Raw genomic sequence first — 16,420 nt, forward strand, 5'->3', positions numbered from 1 at the left:
TACCGCCTTGCGCGTGCGGCCGCCGCACAGGACACTGTTCTTCACACAAGCCGCGAGGGGCTGGGGGATCTCCCGCTTCGTGAGCTATCCGCACCGCCGAGGCGGTGGCGCGAACCGCGCCACGCTGTCTGGGTCCACCCGTGATGTTCTGCGGGCCCCGCGCGCACGGGGCCCTCAAGGCAGCCCATGATCTCTCCGGAGACGATCGCGCTCGTGAAAGAGCGCACGGATCTCGTAGCGCTCATCGGCGAAAGCGTGCGCCTCACGCGCCGCGGGCTCTCCTTCACCGGGCTCTGCCCGTTCCACAAGGAGAAGACGCCCAGCTTCCACGTGAACCCGAACCGCGGGTTTTATCACTGCTTCGGCTGCAAGGAGACCGGCAGCGCCATCGACTTCGTGATGAAGCTCGAGGGCCGGACGTTCGCCGAGGCGGTGCGCGCGCTCGCCGAGCGCGCCGGCATCGAGGTGGCGGAATCGATGACCGAGGCCGAGCGGCGCGAGGCGCAGGCGGCGCGCAGGTCGAAGGACGACCTCTACGCCGTCAACCACCTCGCCGCGACGTTCTTCGAGCACAGCCTCCGCGGCGGCCCGGGCAGCGGCCCCCACCCGCTCGCGCGCCACGCCCACGAGGAGCTCGCGCGACGCGGTCTGCCCCTCCGCGACGGCGACGGCGGCGTCGACCCGATCTCCGAGGCCCTCCAGGCGTTCCGGATCGGCTACGCCCCGTTCGGCTGGGACGCGCTCGCCACCTACCTGCGGCAGCAAGGCGTCTCCCCGGTCCTCGCCGAGCGCGTCGGGCTCCTCGTGCCGCGCTCGTCGGGGAGCGGCCATTACGACCGCTTCCGCCACCGGCTCATGTTCGCCGTGACCGACGTCATGGGCCGGGTGATCGCGTTCAGCGGGCGCGCCTTGCCCGACCCGAGCCCCGCGGAGCTCTCGTCGCTCGGCATCAGCGGCCCTGCGCCGCAGGCCGACGGCGCCCCGGCGAAGTACATCAACAGCCCCGAGTCGCCGATCTACACGAAGGGAGAGCACCTCTTCGGGCTCTACCAGGCGCGCCAGGCGATCCGGCAGCGCGGCGAGGCGGTGCTCGTGGAGGGCAACTTCGACGTCGTCGCCCTCCACGCGCGCGGCATCGGCCACGCGATCGCCCCGCTCGGGACCGCGTTCACGCCCGGGCAGGCGAAGCTCATCAAGCGCTTCGCGCCCGCGGTCACCCTTCTCTTCGACGGCGACGCGGCCGGCAAGAAGGCCACGCGCGCGGCGCGCTCCCCGTGCCGCGAGGCGGGCCTCAGCGCGCGCGTCGCCGTGCTGCCGGCGGGCGTCGATCCCGACGACCTCGCGCGCAAGCACGGCCCCGACGCCGTCGCCCGCATCCTCAAGGCAGCGCGCGGCCTGCTCGAGCACCTCATCGACGAGGCGCTCGACGGCGACAGCTTCGGCGGCTCGTCGCTGCCCGAGCAGCTCGCCCGCGTGCGCGCCGTCGCCGCGCTGCTCGCCGAGGAGGACGATCCGAACCTCAGGATGATGGCGAAGCTCTACGCCGATCGCGTCTCCTCGAAGCTCGTGATCGGCGGCCGCTCGCCCGACGACCTCCGGCAGCTCGAGCGCGTCGTCGAGGAGTCGCTCTCCCGGCCGCGGAGCCAGCCCACCCGCGAGGTGACCCCCTCCGGACAGACGACCGAGACGTGGGAGCGCGCGCGCTCACGCGCGCAGGTCCAGGAGGTCAGCCTCGAGATCCTCGGCTCGATCCTGGATTTTCCCGAGCTTCTGGCCGACGACGAGGTGCAGAGCGCGCTGGAATGCCTCGAGGGCGAGGTCGCCCTGGCTGTTGTCGCAGCGCGTCAAAATTTCACATTTGAAATGGGACTTGCCGCCGGCGAATTTCTTGCGCAAGTCCCGGCTCCGATCCATTCATTCGCGGCTGGACGGCTGGTCTCGCCTGTCTTCGAAGCGGCCTCAACGGCCAAGGCGACGCTCTTGGAGAATTCACAAAAGTTGAGCAGGCAGGCCCTGGCGCGACAGAAGGCGGCCGTCATGAGCCAGCTCCAGAAGAGCGCGGTCGACGCCGATGCTGAAAACGCGTTGCTGCGTGATCTATTCCAGCGAAGAGCGGGGGGGCTCGGTCTTCCTTGATGCGTTCCGTGTCGCCCCTACGTGGCGGCCCGACGTGCGTGATCCCTAGAGTTTCTCGGAATCATCTGGTGTGTCTTGTCGGTCGCGGCGAGCTGGTCGCCGTAAGTGGAGCATGAGGTAATGGCGAGCAAGGCCAAGCAATCTTCCGGTCGGGCAGGCGGGGTCGCGAGGGCGGCGGGGGGCGGCGCGCTCAACGGCGCGCGGCACGCTTCGACACGCGGGCACGCTGAGGGAGGGGCACGCCCAAGCAACAAAGGAGACGCGGGCATCCGAGCCGAGCGGTCCGAGAAGGACCGGAAGACCCTGGAGAAGCTCGTCGAGACCGGCAAGAGCAAAGGCTTTCTCACCTACGACGAGGTGAACGACGCGCTCCCCGCGGACGTCGCGCCCGATCAGCTGGACGACGTGGTGGGCGCCCTCGGCGACGAGGACATCGAGATCGTCGACGGCGCGACCCAGGTGAAGATCGCGCCGAAGCGCATCGCCGACGAGGAGGCGGGCGAGAAGAAGCTCGTCGTCACGCCCGACCGCGAGGAAGAGGACGTCGACTACTACTCGAAGTCGAACGATCCCGTCCGGATGTACCTCCGCAAAATGGGCAGCGTCTCGCTGCTCACCCGCGAGGGCGAGGTCGAGATCGCGAAGCGGATCGAGATCGGCGAGCAGAAGGTCAACGCCGCGATCCTCGACTCCCCCATCGCCGTCCGCGAGATCATCGATCTCGGCGAGAAGCTCCGGAAGCACAAGATCCGGGTGAAGGAGCTCATCAAGGACGCCGAGAACGACGACCAGGAGTTCGACGAGGAGGAGGCCGACCGGCGCATCATCCGCCTCATCGACAAGGTGAAGCGCGTCGACAAGAAGAAGGCGGAGCTCCTCGAGGAGCGCAAAGACGTCAAGACCGAGGTCCGCCGCAAGCAGATCGACGTCGAGGTGACGCAGGCGACGGCCGAGCTCGTGACGACGCTCGAGGAGATGCGCCTCAACAAGCGGACGATCGACAAGATCGTCCAGAAGCTGAAGAGCCTCATCTCGAAGGTCGAGAAGGCGGAGGCCGGCGCGACCGAGCTGGAGCGCCGCACGGGGCTCTCGAAGGGCGAGCTCAAGCGCGAGCTCATCAAGGTGAAGGGCAACCGCGCCCTCGAAGGCCGCCTCGCCAAGAAGCTCAACGTCAACCGCGAGGAGCTCAACGACTTCGAGTCGACCATCAAGAACGCCCAGAAGGGCCTGAAGAAGGTCGAGGAGGAGCTCAACATCGACGTCGCGGCGATCCGCGAGACCTACGAGAACATCCGCGAGGGCGAGCGGATGGCGGAGCGCGCGAAGGCGGAGCTGGTCGAGGCGAACCTCCGCCTCGTCGTCTCCATCGCGAAGAAGTACACGAACCGCGGCCTCCAGTTCCTGGACCTCATCCAGGAAGGCAACATCGGCCTCATGAAGGCCGTCGACAAGTTCGAGTACAAGCGCGGCTACAAGTTCTCGACCTACGCGACGTGGTGGATCCGGCAGGCGATCACCCGCGCGATCGCGGACCAGGCGCGGACGATCCGCATCCCGGTCCACATGATCGAGACGATCAACAAGCTCATCCGCACCTCGCGCTACCTCGTGCAGGAGTACGGCCGCGAGCCGACCCCCGAGGAGATCGCCGAGAAGATGGAGCTCCCGCTCGACAAGGTCCGGAAGGTCCTGAAGATCGCGAAGGAGCCGATCTCGCTCGAGACCCCGATCGGCGAGGAGGAGGACTCGCACCTCGGCGACTTCATCGAGGACAAGAGCGTGATCTCGCCGGCAGAGGCGGTGATCAACATGAACCTCGCCGAGCAGACCCGTAAGGTCCTGAAGACGCTGACGCCGCGCGAGGAGAAGGTGCTCCGGATGCGCTTCGGCATCGGCGAGAAGAGCGATCACACCCTCGAAGAGGTCGGTCAGGACTTCGAGGTCACCCGCGAGCGCATCCGGCAGATCGAGGCCAAGGCGCTCCGCAAGCTCCGGCACCCCAGCCGGTCGAAGCAGCTGAAGAGCTTCATCGACAGCTAGTCCGTGGGCTGCCCTGCTCGGCAACCGAAGGTAGCCGCCGCGCGCTCGCCGCGCGGCCTGCCTCTCCCCGGCGAGCCTCGCGCCCGCGCGGGGGGGAGCCCCCTCGGCGCACGGCGCGCCGCTCGGGCCCTCCTCGTGCTCGCGGGCGCGCTCCTCGGCGGCGGCTGCGGCAAGACCCTCTCCGAGGACGACTGCCGCAGGATCGGCGAAGCCATGCGCGCCGCGTGGGCGGCGGAGGCGAAGCGATCGGGACCGGCGGAGCCGGGGAGCTCGGGGAAGGCCGCGGTGGTGATCGCGAGCGAGGGCGAGCGGCTCTCGTCGGAGTGGACGTCCGATTGCAAACGGGAGCTCGCCGGGAGCGAGGTGGATCCGGGCGAGGTCGACTGCCTCACGCGCGCGAAGACGCTCGACGAGCTCCGCCGGTGCTCCGCGCCCTGACCGCGCGCGAGCGTGCTCAGGGGCGTGAGGGGCGCGCCGCGGCGGCTTCAGCTCACGTAGCGCTCGTCGCGCTTCAGTTCAGGTAGCGCTTGTCCTTCGGCGGGTCCTTCTGGCCGCCGGGGATGACCCGGAGCGGGACCCCGCCGGAGCGGCCGCGCGCCGCGGGGACGCGGCGGAGCGCGGCGGACTGCGCCTGCAGCTGCCGGAAGCGCATCCGCAGGTAGAAGCGGCGGAGCGGGGAGAAATCGCCGAAGAGGTAGCCCGCCAGCATGCCGCCGAACGGCGTGATCAGCCCCTCGGGGGGGGCGCGCATGGCGATGACGTTGAGCACCGAGAGGCCGAAGATGAAGACGAGCAGCATGGTGCCCGTCACCGGGAGGACGAAGAAGAGGCGGACCGTGGCGTGCCGGTGCGCGAGCGCCCACGCGACGGCGACGGCCTCGATCATGCCGAGGCCGCCGTAAAACACGGGCGAGGCCACCCTCGGGAAGAGCGCGCCGATCGCCACCTGGAGCGCGAACGCGAAGGCCGCGGAGCCGAACAGGAACGCCACCATGCGGCCGGGACCCCAGCGCTCTTCGAGCGAGGTGCCGAGGAAGTACAGGCCGAGCAGCGTCGTGATGAAGTGCCACGGGTCGCTCGGGCTGTGGATGAGCGGCGCGGTGAGCAGCCGCCACACCTGGCCGTGGAGGATGCGATCGCCGATGCCGAGGAACGGCTCGAGCACGCCTTCCCCGGCGCCTCCCCAGTTCAGCCCCAGGGTGAACATCACCCAGATACAGCCGACCGCGATCATCATCCCCAGCAAGGCCTTGCCTGGCTTGGGGAACCCCATTGAGCTGTGCTCCGGGCGCATAGCTTTCCACCTAACAGCCGCGCCCCCGCCGGGCAACCCGCTGCCCCCGTACTTTACCGCGATTCGCTCCGCGTCCGGCGCCGGCGCGGGCGCCGCGGGCGCGCCGCACGCAGCGCGCCATCCGGGACGATCCCGGGCAGGGTCCGCCTGGCAGCGCGCGAGAAGGCGCGCAGCGCGCGCCGCGGGCAGCGCGCGCCACCGTGCCAGCGGGCGCGCCGCCGGGCGGTGCGCGCTGGAGGCACGCACGTCCCTGCTGCGCCCGCCGACCGGCGACTCAGAAGAAGTTGCCGATGTTGAACTCGAACTTGTACGTCTCCTCGTAGGGCAACCGCTTGAACGGGAAGCCCCACTCGAAGCGCAGCGGTCCGAGCGGGGAGAACCACCGGAAGCCGAACCCCCACGACGTGCGGACATCGAGCAGGCGCTCGAGCGAAAAGCACGGGTTCGTGACGTCGTGCGGCGAAGCGGGGGCGGCGTTGCAGTAGAGCTTCTCGAGGTTCCACGCGTTGCCGAGATCGGTGAACACCACGCCCTTGATCTGCACCGCCTCGATGAGCGGGAACTCCAGCTCCAGGTTCTGGTAGTACATCAGGTTGCCGCCGATGTTCGCGCCGTTCGCGATCGGCGCGGAGTTCGGATCGAGCGACTCGCGGAGCGGGAGGCGCGGGCCGATGTCCCGGATCTCGAAGCCGCGCACGTCGAGGATGCCGCCCAGGAAGAAGCGGGCGAAGATCGGCACGCCTTCCGGGTTCGGGCTCGTCACCATGCCGGCCTCGGTGTTCAGCTTGAGGACCAGGCTGTCCGTGATCGGGTAGTAGAACCGCCCCGTGGCGCGATACCGCAGGAACTCGTTCTGGCTACCGAGCGCGCTGTGGGCGAGCTCCACCGAGCCCTGCAGGTAGATGCCCGACGTCGGGAAGAGCTGGTTGTTGCGCGTGTCGTAGGTGAGCGCCGGGCGGATGCTGGACGTGATCCCGTCGTTGAAGAGGTTGTAGAGCGGGAGCCGCTGGAACGTGGACCGCGGATCCGCCGTGCCGAGGCCGGTCGTCGTGGACGACGAGATCTCGTCGTTCTCCAGCGTGTACGTCAGCTGCGCGCGGAGCTCCGGCTCGATGAGCGGGTAGCCGATCGTGATCGAGCCGCCCGTGGAGGTCTGCGAGAACTCCTTGTAGGCCCGCAGCTGGTTGTAGACGCTCACCGCCGCGGAGAACGGGCTGTCGAACAGGTACGGCTCGAAGAAGCGGATGTCGATGAGGCGCCGCAGGCCCGAGATCTGCGCCTGGAGCGAGAGCGACTGGCCGCTCCCGAGCAGGTTCGCCTGCTGGACCTGCGCCGTCGCGATGAAGCTCTCGACGCTCGAGAAGCCGGCGCCGATCTGGAAGGTGCCCGTCGGCTTCTCGCCGATGTCGACGTTGACGTTGATGTGCTGGTCGTCCTCGCCCTGCTCGGTGGAGATGTCGACCCGCTCGAAGTAGCCGAGCGCCGTGATCCGCTGCTTCGACCGCTCGAGCTTCGTCTCGCTGAAGAGCTGCCGCTCCTCCACCTCCATCTCGCGGCGGATCACCTTGTCCCGCGTCTTGGTGTTGCCGCGGATCTCGATGCGCCCGAAGTAGACGAGCTGGTTCCTGCGGATGCCGACGGAGATGTCGACCTCCCGCCGGTCAGGATCGGGCTGGGTCTCGGGCACCGCCTCGACGTTGGCGTAGCCTGCGTCGCGGTACAGCGTCTGGATCGCGCTGAGATCCTTCGCCAGCTCGGCGCGGTTGAACCAGTCGCCCGGCTTGGCCCGCACCATCTCGCGCAGCGCTCGGCGCCCGCCGAGCGGCTCGATCTCGCGGCCGTCGGCGTCCCGCTCGTACACGCGGAGCGAGCGGATGCGGAAGCGCGGCCCCTCGTTGATCGTCAGCGTGACCTCGATGCCCGTGCGATCGGGCGTGAGCATCACCCTGGGGGTCGCGACCTGCACCGCGAGGAAGCCGCGATCGTAGTAGAGGGCGTTGATGACGAGGACGTCGCGCTCGAACGCGTCCTGGCGGAACGGACCGCCCGTGCCGAAGGCGAAGAAGCCCCCGTTCCCCGTGAGCATGACCTCCCGGAGCTCCTCGTCCGGGATGTTGTGGTTGCCGATGAAGGTGATGCGCCGGACGGTGACGGGCGCGTGCTCCTTGATGGTGAACTTGAGGGTGACCTGGTTCTCCCGCTCCGGTTTGACCTCGTAGCTGACCTCGGCGAGGAAGTAGCCCTCCTCGGCGTACTTGTCGCGGAGCTTCTGCACGCCGCGGCGGACCGCCGCGTAGCTCAGGATCGTGCCGGTCTTGATCTCGACCGAGAGCGCCTCGGTGAGGTCCTCGCTGTCGATCTCGTTGTTGCCGGAGAACTCGATGGCCTTGATGCTCGGACGCTCGCGGACGAGCACCCGCAGGCTCACCCCGTCGTCGCGGCGGGTGAGGTCGACCTCGACGTCATCGAACAGGCCGGAGTCCCAGAGCTCGCGCACGTCGCGCGCCAGCCCCTCCGGGGTGAACGGCTTGCCGACGCGCGTCTGGCCCAGGTAGACGAGCACGTCCTCGGTCGAGACGCGCCGGTTGCCAGCGACCGTGACCTGGACCACCGGCTGACCACGGGCGAGCTCGGCCTCCGTGGGGGCCACGTCGAGCGTCGGCTCGGCCGTGTCAGCGGCCCCCTGCGCAGGTGTACCGGCGCCAGGCTGGGCCCCCCCGGTCGCGTTGGCCGGGGTCGCGTTGGCCGGAGCGGACGGCTGAGCGGCGCCGGCCGGGGCGGGAGACGGTGGGGCGCCGCCCGCGGGCGGCTGCGCGCCCGGAGCTCCTCCGGGCACCTGAGCTGCCGCGAGCCGCGGCCGCATCGTCGCTGCCGCCACGAACACCAGGAAGAGGCCGAGCCAGACGAGCCGCAGCCAGCGGCCGGGGAGGCGAAGCATTGAACGGGTGCCTGTCGCGTACAAGGCGCCACCCCGTAGCCCAGCGCGACGTGAGTCTCAAGGGCGGACGCCGAAAACAGGGCATCGCCGACGGGTCGCGCCGCGACCCCTGCGTGCGGGTCGATCTCTCGGCGATCTGACGCTATGCCAGGGGCCGCGCGAGCGCAGGCGAGCACGCGCTGCCAGAAATTCCCGCGAGGCAGCCTTGACCGAGCGCGAGCCCCTGGGTAATTGCCGAGGCTCGCCAGCGTTCACCTGAACATCGGAGCACCTGTTCAACCCGGTGCCCGCGCACTCCCTGGAGTAACGCGTGTCTCGAACCCCCTCCCTTCCGTCCGACGGTGAGGCGCCTCGCAAGGGCCGCCGTGGCGGCCGGCCCGGCGACAGCGAGCCCCCGCCGCCCCCGGCGCCCGACACCTCGCTCGCCGAAGAGGCGCAGCGCCGGTACCTGAACTACGCGCTCAGCGTCATCACGTCGCGCGCGCTCCCCGACGTGCGCGACGGGCTGAAGCCGGTGCAGCGCCGCATCCTCTACGCGATGCTTCACGACCTGCACCTCGGGCCGGACGCGAAGTACCGGAAGAGCGCGGCGGTCGTCGGCGACGTGATGGGCAAGTACCACCCGCACGGCGACGTCGCGATCTACGACGCGATGGTCCGGCTGGCGCAGGACTTCGTGATGCGGGCGCCGCTCATCGCCGGCCACGGGAACTTCGGCTCCGTGGACGGCGATGCGCCGGCGGCGATGCGTTACACCGAGGCGAAGCTCCGCCCCCTCGCGCTGGAGCTGCTCAGCGAGCTCGGCCAGCGCACCGTGGACTTCCGGCCGAACTACGACGGCACCCGCTTCGAGCCGATCGTCCTCCCGTCCCGCTTCCCGAACCTGCTCGTGAACGGCTCGCAGGGGATCGCGGTCGGGATGGCGACGAGCATCCCGCCGCACAACCTGGGCGAGGTCATCGACGCGTGCGTCGCGCTGATCGAGAACCGCGAGCTCACCACGCAGCGGCTCTTGTCGTACGTGAAGGGGCCCGACTTCCCGACGGGGGGCCAGCTGCACGCGACGAAGAAGGAGCTCGAGGCGGTCTACGCGTCCGGCCAGGGCTCGCTGAAGCTCCGCGGCGAGTGGCAGCTGGAAGAGGGCGACGGCAAGCGCGGCGCCGCGCCGCAGCTCGTGATCACCTCGATCCCATACGGGATCGAGCGGAAGGCCATCGTCGAGAAGATCGCCGAGGTCATCCTCTCGAAGAAGCTGCCGACGCTCGTGGACGTGCGCGACGAGTCGACCGCCGAGGTGCGCATCGTGATGGAGCTCAAGCGCGGCGCCGACGCGCAGCTCGTGATGGCGTACCTCTACAAACAGACGCCGCTCGCGATCAACGTGCAGGTCAACCTCACCTGCCTCGTGCCCACCGACAACGCGGACATCGCCGCGCCGCGGCGGCTCGGCCTGCAAGAGATCCTGACGAAGTTCCTCGACTTCCGCTACGCGACGGTGACGCGGCGGCTCGAGTTCGAGCTCGGCGAGCTGCGGCGGCGGATCACGATCCTCGAGGGGTTCGAGAAGATCTTCGACGCGCTCGACGAGGTGATCCGGATCATCCGCAAGAGCGAGGGCAAGGCCGACGCGGCCGAGAAGCTGATGAAGCGCTTCACCCTGAGCGAGGAGCAGACGGACGCGATCCTCGAGCTCAAGCTCTACCGGCTGGCGCGCCTCGAGATCCTGCTCGTGCAGAAGGATCTCGCCGAGAAGCGCGCCGAGGCGAAGCGGATCGAGGGGCTGCTCAAGAGCGACGCGAAGCGCTGGGCGATCGTCCGCGACGAGCTCGTCGAGATCAAGGGCTCCTACGGCGAGAAGCGCCGCACGAAGGTGGTCGGCTCGATCGACGAGCCCGAGTACCAGGCGGAAGATTTCATCGTGGCCGAGGACGCGAACGTCATCCTCTCGGCGCAGGGCTGGGTGAAGCGGGTGCGCGAGGTGAAGGATCTCTCCTCGACGCGCATCCGCGAGGGCGACAGCGTGCTCGCGGCGGTCGCCGGCTCGACGCGGTCGACGGTCGCGTTCTTCTCGAACCTCGGCGCGTGCTACGTGTGCCGCATCCACGACGTGCCGCAGTCGACCGGCTACGGCGATCCCGTGCAGAAGCTGTTCAAGCTGGCGGACGGCGAGCGGATGATCGCGATGCTCTCCTTCGACCCGAGGGCGCTCGACGTCCCTGCGCCCACGCCTGACTCCGCCGAGCCGGAGCCGCCGTTCGCGCTCGCGATCACCCGCGGGGGCCTCGGCTTCCGGTTCTCGCTGCGGCCGCACCGCGACCCGTCGACGCGCTCGGGGCGCCGCTTCGCCAAGCTGAACGAGGGCGACGAGGTGCTCTTCGTCCACGCCGTGGACGGCGCCGATCGGGTGCTCTGCGCCTCGAGCGACGCCTGGGCGCTCAGCGTCGCCGTGGAGGAGCTCGCGCTGCTCTCCGGCCCGGGCAAGGGCTCGGTCGTCATGCGGGTCGCCGAAGGCGAGCGCCTGGTCGGCGCCGCGCTCGCCCTCGGGCCGAACGACGCGCTCACGGTCGAGACGGAGAAGGGCAAGACGCTCGACATCGCCGCGAGCAAGATCGCCGGCCCGCGCGGCACCCAGGGCGAGCCGGTCGCGCGACGCGACCGCTTCGTCCGCGTGGTGCCGCCGGCCGTCGTCGTACCGACGCTGGAGGTGAGCTGAACATGGCCGCCACGAATCCCCCCGTCCGCGCCGCGTCCGGCGCGCGTTACACGGCCGCTGACATCGAGGTGCTCGAGGGGCTGGAGCCGGTCCGCAAGCGCCCCGCCATGTACATCGGCGGCACCGACGTCAGGGGCTACCACCACCTGCTCTGGGAGATCGTCGACAACGCCGTCGACGAGGCGATCAACGGGCACGCGAAGCGGATCGAGGTGACGCTCGACGCCGATCTTCAGGGGGTGACCGTGACCGACGACGGCCGCGGCATGCCCGTCGACGTGCACCCCCGGTACAAGCGCCCCGCGCTCGAGCTCATCCTCTGCACGCTGCACGCCGGCGGGAAGTTCGGGAGCGACAACTACAAGGTCTCGGGCGGCCTCCACGGCGTCGGCTCGAGCGTCGTCAATGCGCTGTCGGAGCTCGTCGAGATCCGGGTGCTGCGCGACGGCTTCGAGCACCAGCAGACGTTCTCGCGCGGCGCGCCGATCAGCAAGCTGAAGAAGGGCGCGCCCACCCGCAAGCACGGCACGAGCGTCCACTTCCGGCCGGATCCGGAGATCTTCGGGCAGGGCCGGCGCTTCGATCCCGAGACCATCCGCGAGCGCTTGGAGGCCAAGGCGTACCTCCACGGAGGGCTCGCGATCGCGTTCCGCGATCTCTCGTCCGGGGAGTCGATCGAGCTCCTTCACCCGAACGGCATCGCGGACTTCCTGCCGAAGCTGGTCGCCCAGCGCGGCAAGGCGGTGACGCACCCGTCCATCTTCTACGTCGCGCGCGAGGGCGATATCCGGCTGGAGGCCGCGCTCCAGTGGACGGAGTCGACCGACGACTACGTGAAGTCGTACGTCAACGGCATCCCCACGCACGCGGGCGGCGCGCACGAGTCCGGCTTCAGCACCGCGATCGTGAAGGCGGTCCGCGCCTTCATGGACGCGAAGAAGATCCAGCCGAAGGGCGTGACGCTGACGGCCGACGACATCCGCGAGGGGATCGTGGGCGTCCTGTCCATCTACATCCAGGAACCTCAGTTCCAGGGGCAGACGAAGGATCGGCTCAACAACCCCGAGGCAGGCCCGGCGGTCGAGGGCATGGTCCGGCCCGCGCTCGAGCAGTGGCTGCTCCACAACGGCACGGCCGGCGAGTCGATCGTGGCCCGGGCGATCCTGGCGGCGCGCGCCAGGGAGGCGCGGCGCGAGGCGACCCAGCAGGTCCTGCGCAAGACACCGGTGTCGCATCGGCTCAACCTGCCGGGCAAGCTCGCCGACTGCGCCTCGACCGATCCCAGCGAGAGCGAGCTCTTCATCGTCGAGGGCGACAGCGCAGGCGGCTCCGCGAAGCAGGGCCGGGATCGCCGGACGCAGGCGATCCTCCCGCTGCGCGGCAAGGTGCTCAACGCCGAGCAGGCCTCCACCTCGAAGGTGCTCGGCAACAAGGAGCTCCAGGACATCGTGAGCGCGCTGGGCTGCGGGTTCGGCAAGGACTTCGACGCGTCCAAGTTGCGCTACGGCAGGATTTTTCTGCTGATGGACGCCGACAGCGACGGCCAGCACATCGCGACGCTGCTGCTGACGTTCTTCTACCGGCACCTGCCCGGCCTGCTCCGCGGCGGGCACGTGTTCCTCGCGCAGCCGCCGCTCTACAGGATCGACGTCGGCAAGGAGACGCACTGGGCCCTCGACGACGCAGAGCGCGACCGGGTCCTCGCGAAGCTCCCCAAGACAGCCAAGGCGGATATTTCTCGCTTCAAGGGACTCGGCGAGATGCCCGCGGAGGACCTCAAGGCGACGACGCTCGACATCCGCCGCCGACGCGCGCTCCGCGTCGTGATCGAGGGAGAGATCGAGACCGATCGCATCCTGAACGAGCTGATGGGCAAGGACGCGCAGGCGCGTTTCCGCTTCATCATGGAACGCGCGCCGAACGCCGAGATCGACGTGTGACGTCGACCCCGCGCCCCGGAGGTCGCGGCGCCTTCGCGCGCGCGCGCGAACCTCATTGGATGCACGGACGCGCGCTCGTATTCATCCTCTGACAGACACGAGATCGCCGCGACGATGTCGCGATGCGTGCGACCGACGAGGCGTGCGTGCGTGCGGCGTGCGCCGCACAGGCACGTTGTGCCAGGCACGGGTGATCTCTGGCGACTGTGCCACGTGAACGGTGGGCCACACCCCCCATGACATCGCGTGCAGGTTGACGAGCAAACACGGCGTTTTGCGCTGTGGAGCGCCGATTCACCTGAGCCAGCAGCGCTGCGTCCGCTTGCGGCCTACCGGTTGCAATACGTCGCGCCGATGGCCGCGATGACCGCGGCACATCGCCCTTACACCGCTGGAGAGGTACTCGTGACGACTGCGCTTCCCATCTCGACTCCGATCGCACCCTCCTCGTCCCACAGCACGCCGGCCGCACGCTCCCTGTCGGTCACGGCCTCGCCCATCGCAACCCCGAGCGGCGCGTCGGCGGCGCTCCCGACGTCCGTCGCCGCGGCGCAGAGCTACAGCGCGCCCCCGCTGCGCGAGCGCGCTGCGGCCACCGTCGCCTCGCGCTCCACCCCGCCGCCGCGCTCGGGGGGCCCCCTCCCGCGCAGCACCTCGGAGCGCCTCCTGCTCGGCCGTGACCGCATCCGCAGCGCCGCCGAAGGCGGCCAGAGGATCCGTTCCTACGAGGTCGCGCTGGATCTCGATCTGTCCGAGTTTCATTTCGCGCGGCTCTTCCGCGCCGCCTTCGGGCTATCGCCCCACGTCTACTACGACGAGGTGCGCGCGGAGCGCGCCCGCGCGCTGTTACGCGAGGGGCACACCGAGGGGGAGGTCGCCCGCCGCATCGGCTTCCGCCGGCCGGCGGAGCTCCGGGCCCTCCTGTCGAAGCGCGGCGGCGCGCTGCCCCCGGCCGGCGAGGAGGAGAGCGACGCCTCGGCCGAGTGAACGGACGCAAGACGTCGGCCACGCGAAGCGCCGGAACCACCACGCCCCGGCGCGAGACAAAGTGCTTACCCCCATGACATCGCGATCAGAGTCGCCTGTGCTTGAGCGACGGTAGATTCGCCCTGACTCGCTCGAGATAGGCGGGATCGAGCATCGCCATCGCGATCCCCTCCCCCTCGGACGCCTGAGCGATCACCTCACCCCACGGATCGATCACGCACGACTTTCCGAACGTCGCCCGCGCGCCGGGGTGCTTGCCCCACTGGGCTGCGGCCACGACGTACGCCTGGGCCTCGATGGCGCGCGCGCGGAGCAGGACCAGCCAGTGGTCCTTGCCCGTGAGCAGCGTGAACGCCGCGGGGACGACGATCGCCTCGGCGCCCGCCGACGAGAGCGCGCGGTAGAGCTCCGGGAAGCGGACGTCGTAGCAGATCGACAGCCCGACCTTCACGCCGTCGATCTCGGTGACGACGGGGGCATCGCCGGCGGTCGTCGACGCCGACTCGCGGTACTTCGTGCCATCGGCGATCTCGACGTCGAAGAGGTGGATCTTCCGGTAGCGGGCGGTGAGCCGGCCGTCGGGTCCGAAGACCGCGCAGGTGTTGTACGGCCTCGCCGCGTCGGGCGCGCGCTCGGGGAAGCCGCCGGCCACGATGGTCACCCGAGCGGACCGCGCCGCGTCGGCGAGGCGGCGCGCGATGGGACCGCCGCCGGCGTCGAGGTCCTCCGCGATGTGGCGCTTTCCCTCCTCGTTGCCCATGTACGCGAAGTTCTCGGGCAGCACGACCGTCGTCGCGCCACGGCTCGCCGCCTCCGCGATGCGCGCCTCGATCCGCGCCAGGTTGTCGCTCACGTTCTCCTGGCTGGAGAGCTGAAGGGCCGCCCAGATCACCGGTTTCTGCATGCGGCAAGCCTACCGCACGAGGCGCCGGAGCGGACCGCGCGCGAGCGAGGGCGCGGAGCTCACCGGGTTCCTCGCCCCGGGAACGCACGCGCTCCCCCGCCGGCGCCCGCAGCTCCGCTACCGCCCGCTTCCCCGCCGGCGCCCGCAGCTCCACCGGCGCCCGCAGCGCCACCGGCGCCCGCAGCTCCACCGGCGCCCGCAGCTCCACCGGCGCCCGCAGCTCCACCGGCGCCCGCAGCTCCACCGGCGCCCGCAGCTCCACCGGCGCCCGCGCCCCCGGCGCCGGGCTCGGCGCACTCCAGCGGCGCATCGTAGTAGGCGCACCTCGCGGCGCACGCGGCGCACACGCACGCGAGCACCTGCTGGAACGCCTGGTGCGCGGCGCCCGCGTCGTCCGGGAACACGCACGCCGCCTGGCAGGCCTTGTCGTGACCGCAGCCCTTGAGGCACACGCTGATCGGCCTGCAACCGGGCTCGGCGTCGCACGCCGAGAGCTGCGCCTCGCAGCGCGCGCCGCGCGAGGCATGCTCGTTGAAGCAATCGCCGCAGCGCCCGGCCTCGCCGCCGTACGCGGCGACGCACTCGCAGAGGTTCGACGGCCGAGGCCCCTCGTCGACGCCCGCATCCGGCGGCGCGCCGCCCGCTGCGCCCGCGCCGCTCGACGCGCCGGCAGGAGGGCGCGGCGGAGGGAGCCGCTCTTCGGTGCAGCTCGGAAGCGACGCGAGCGCGAGCGCGGCGCCCCACGCCATCGCGCCACGGCGGACAACACGGCCGTACGATCCGACAGGAGCGCGCAGCGCCCTCTCCACGAACGACATGATGCTGCGAGCGTAGCCTGCCCCTCACCCGGGGCCGAGCCGAGCCGCGCGGCTCACGGCCGTGCCAGGAGATCGGCCGAGGTCGCACGGAACCCTCTCCCGGTAGCCGCCGATCGCTTCTATGCTTTGCTGACACATCGCAAAAATTCTCATGGAAATCGCTCCCCTTTCGTTGATGCCGCGCTCCGTGCTCGCCCTGGCCAAGGAGGTCGCGCGGGCGTTGCTCCGGCGGCCCGTCGTCGGGATCGCCGCCGCCGCGCAGACCCCCGACGGCCGGTGGCTGCTCATCCGCCGCAGCGACACCGGAACCTGGGCACTCCCAGGAGGAACCCTGGAATGGGGCGAGACGCTCCGCGACAGCATCGTGCGGGAGCTCGCCGAAGAGGCCGGCGTCACCGAGGTCGAGCTCGGGCGGGTCGTGGGCGTGTACTCGCGGCCCGATCGCGACGTCCGTTTCCACGCGGTGACGGTCGTCGTCGCCGCCCGGATCGGCGCGCCCACGCGCCCTCCGCAGAACCCGCTCGAGATCCGCGAGGTCCGGTTGTTCCGCGACGACGAGCTCCCGGCCGAGCTCGCGATGGGCATGGGGGACCTCCTCGCCGCCGCCCGGCGCGCCGGCGAGGCGGAGCTCGAGTGAGCCGAGGCAAGCG

11 protein-coding genes are annotated in these 16,420 nt (G+C 70.3%); 7 read left to right on the top strand and 4 right to left on the bottom strand.

Translation table 11 applies throughout. The features are described from left to right. The first annotated feature begins 186 nt into the window (after positions 1-186). From dnaG to WMF26_RS27000, 3 genes are all read left to right on the top strand, one after another. On the top strand, positions 187-2,136 hold the full coding sequence (dnaG, locus tag WMF26_RS26990) for a DNA primase (RefSeq protein WP_437995015.1): 1,950 nt from the start codon (positions 187-189) through the stop codon (positions 2,134-2,136). A gap of 120 nt (positions 2,137-2,256) precedes the next feature. Beyond that, positions 2,257-4,176, top strand: a complete 1,920-nt coding sequence (gene rpoD, locus WMF26_RS26995) for an RNA polymerase sigma factor RpoD (RefSeq protein WP_020737349.1) — start codon at positions 2,257-2,259, stop codon at positions 4,174-4,176. Between the two features lie 135 nt (positions 4,177-4,311). Further along, positions 4,312-4,614 (top strand): hypothetical protein, encoded by a 303-nt coding sequence (locus WMF26_RS27000; RefSeq protein ID WP_061625145.1) that lies wholly within the window; start codon positions 4,312-4,314, stop codon positions 4,612-4,614. Between the two features lie 73 nt (positions 4,615-4,687). On the opposite strand, the gene WMF26_RS27005 is transcribed toward WMF26_RS27000, so the two are convergent. Next, entirely contained in the window at positions 4,688-5,449 is a 762-nt protein-coding gene (locus WMF26_RS27005) for a rhomboid family intramembrane serine protease (protein WP_020737351.1), read from the bottom strand. Between the two features lie 295 nt (positions 5,450-5,744). Continuing rightward, positions 5,745-8,408 carry an outer membrane protein assembly factor BamA gene (gene bamA, locus WMF26_RS27010; protein ID WP_437995016.1) on the bottom strand — a complete coding sequence of 888 codons (2,664 nt, stop codon included), beginning with the start codon at positions 8,406-8,408 and terminating at the stop codon, positions 5,745-5,747. A 310-nt stretch (positions 8,409-8,718) separates the two neighbouring features. Between bamA and WMF26_RS27015 the strand changes: the two genes are divergently transcribed. The 3 genes from WMF26_RS27015 (at position 8,719) to WMF26_RS27025 (ending at position 14,048) form a co-directional block, all read left to right on the top strand. Continuing rightward, complete coding sequence (locus WMF26_RS27015; RefSeq protein ID WP_437995017.1) at positions 8,719-11,121, top strand: DNA gyrase/topoisomerase IV subunit A; 2,403 nt, start codon at positions 8,719-8,721, stop codon at positions 11,119-11,121. A 2-nt stretch (positions 11,122-11,123) separates the two neighbouring features. Continuing rightward, positions 11,124-13,061: a DNA gyrase/topoisomerase IV subunit B gene (locus tag WMF26_RS27020; RefSeq protein WP_437995018.1), complete on the top strand. Its 1,938-nt coding sequence runs from the start codon at positions 11,124-11,126 to the stop codon at positions 13,059-13,061. Between the two features lie 405 nt (positions 13,062-13,466). Beyond that, complete coding sequence (locus WMF26_RS27025) at positions 13,467-14,048, top strand: helix-turn-helix domain-containing protein (protein WP_437995019.1); 582 nt, start codon at positions 13,467-13,469, stop codon at positions 14,046-14,048. Positions 14,049-14,133: 85 nt separating this feature from the next. Here WMF26_RS27025 and WMF26_RS27030 read toward each other — a convergent pair whose 3' ends face one another. Together WMF26_RS27030 and WMF26_RS27035 are read right to left on the bottom strand one after the other, a co-directional pair. Further along, complete coding sequence (locus tag WMF26_RS27030; RefSeq protein WP_061625149.1) at positions 14,134-14,952, bottom strand: carbon-nitrogen hydrolase family protein; 819 nt, start codon at positions 14,950-14,952, stop codon at positions 14,134-14,136. A 59-nt stretch (positions 14,953-15,011) separates the two neighbouring features. Continuing rightward, entirely contained in the window at positions 15,012-15,770 is a 759-nt protein-coding gene (locus WMF26_RS27035) for a hypothetical protein (RefSeq protein WP_437995020.1), read from the bottom strand. Between the two features lie 151 nt (positions 15,771-15,921). On the opposite strand from WMF26_RS27035, the gene WMF26_RS27040 reads away from it, so the two are divergent. Continuing rightward, positions 15,922-16,407 (top strand): NUDIX hydrolase, encoded by a 486-nt coding sequence (locus WMF26_RS27040; protein WP_437949057.1) that lies wholly within the window; start codon positions 15,922-15,924, stop codon positions 16,405-16,407. Positions 16,408-16,420: the final 13 nt, after the last annotated feature.

Source organism: Sorangium sp. So ce185, assembly GCF_051526825.1.
Taxonomy (GTDB): domain Bacteria; phylum Myxococcota_A; class Polyangia; order Polyangiales; family Polyangiaceae; genus Sorangium; species Sorangium cellulosum_D.